General features: G+C 60.3%; 1 protein-coding gene. It reads left to right on the plus strand.

Going from position 1 to position 363, the window contains the following annotated elements:
- Positions 1 to 363, plus strand: a 363-nt coding sequence (locus F2P45_RS34730; RefSeq protein WP_223164935.1) for a transposase, incomplete at both ends; no start/stop codon positions are given.

The raw sequence follows: 363 nt of genomic DNA on the forward strand, positions 1-363 counted from the left end.
TTGAAGCAAGAATGCGGCGCGCTCACGCCGAAGTTGGAGAAGCTGGTGCACATTCTCGATTGGGTTCGGATCGAAGAATGGACGGTGCATGCTTGGCAGGGAATCGGCCGCAAACCGCATGACCGTAGCGCGCTCGCTAATGCCTTCGTCGCCAAGGCGGTTCTGGGCCTGGCCACGACCAGGGCGCTGATTGAGCGGCTCGCGATGGACCGCTCACTTAAGCGCTTGTGCGGTTTTTCGATGACCAAGGTGGTGCCCGACGAGGCCACATTCTCGCGTGCCTTTGCCGAATTTGCGCAAGCGAAACTGGCTGAACGTGTCCACGAAGCGCTGGTCAAGGACCACTTGGGCGGCGCGCTGATT

Source organism: Massilia mucilaginosa (genome assembly GCF_011682145.1).
Taxonomy (GTDB): Bacteria; Pseudomonadota; Gammaproteobacteria; order Burkholderiales; family Burkholderiaceae_D; genus Telluria_A; species Telluria_A mucilaginosa.